Source organism: Xenorhabdus sp. IM139775 (assembly GCF_028598745.1).
Lineage (GTDB): Bacteria > Pseudomonadota > Gammaproteobacteria > Enterobacterales > Enterobacteriaceae > Xenorhabdus.
Genome location: NZ_JAQRFK010000248.1, coordinates 1 through 565, shown reverse-complemented (window position 1 = coordinate 565; position 565 = coordinate 1). Strand labels below are relative to the sequence as shown.

Here is a 565-nt window from a genome sequence, read left to right as displayed (position 1 = left end):
TTACCGTGATCGTCGATGAAGTGAAAGCGGTCAGTCCCCCCACATATTGGGCAAGCGCCATGCTTCCCCTTTGCCGGAACCTCAACGCCACAGGCGGGCAACAGGCTTTGCCAATGATTCATGGCGGATTTTTTTACCGTATGGATAACGTCTATCGGGCGGTTCTCCGTATATTTTGAAGAGGAATGGGTCATGATTTATTCCTCCCCATAGACAGCCGCACACAGTGCGTAATAAACGTCTTGGTTAAAATCACAGGCCAGCGCGAGCAAATCGCGCAGTTCTTCTGAACAATCCCTGCCGATTTTGTCAAGAATGACCTCAAATAACGATATGGCTAACCCTGCCCGATACATGGCCTGATCTAACGGTATTGCGTTCTGAGGTCTGTTCACCACATAACCCAATAATGTCATTAACAAGGACTGTGGTGTATGTTTCAAAATTGCCTGCTGTATTTCCTGATTGATATCACGCGCCAGCAAGATCAGGTTATTGAGTTCAATGGTGCATTCTTCCGGTGACTTTTCGAGAATAAACGTGAAAACAGAGGCTGCTAGTGGTA

The 565-nt window shown here is 47.1% G+C and carries 2 protein-coding genes; both read right to left on the bottom strand.

The genetic code is table 11. The annotated features are described in order from the left end of the window. Positions 1-194 (bottom strand): primase-helicase zinc-binding domain-containing protein (locus tag PSI17_RS17285; RefSeq protein ID WP_273553125.1); only part of this gene is annotated, 194 nt, incomplete at its 3' end. Positions 195-197: 3 nt separating this feature from the next. Further along, on the bottom strand, positions 198-565 hold a 368-nt coding region (locus PSI17_RS17280; protein WP_273553124.1), incomplete at its 5' end, for a hypothetical protein.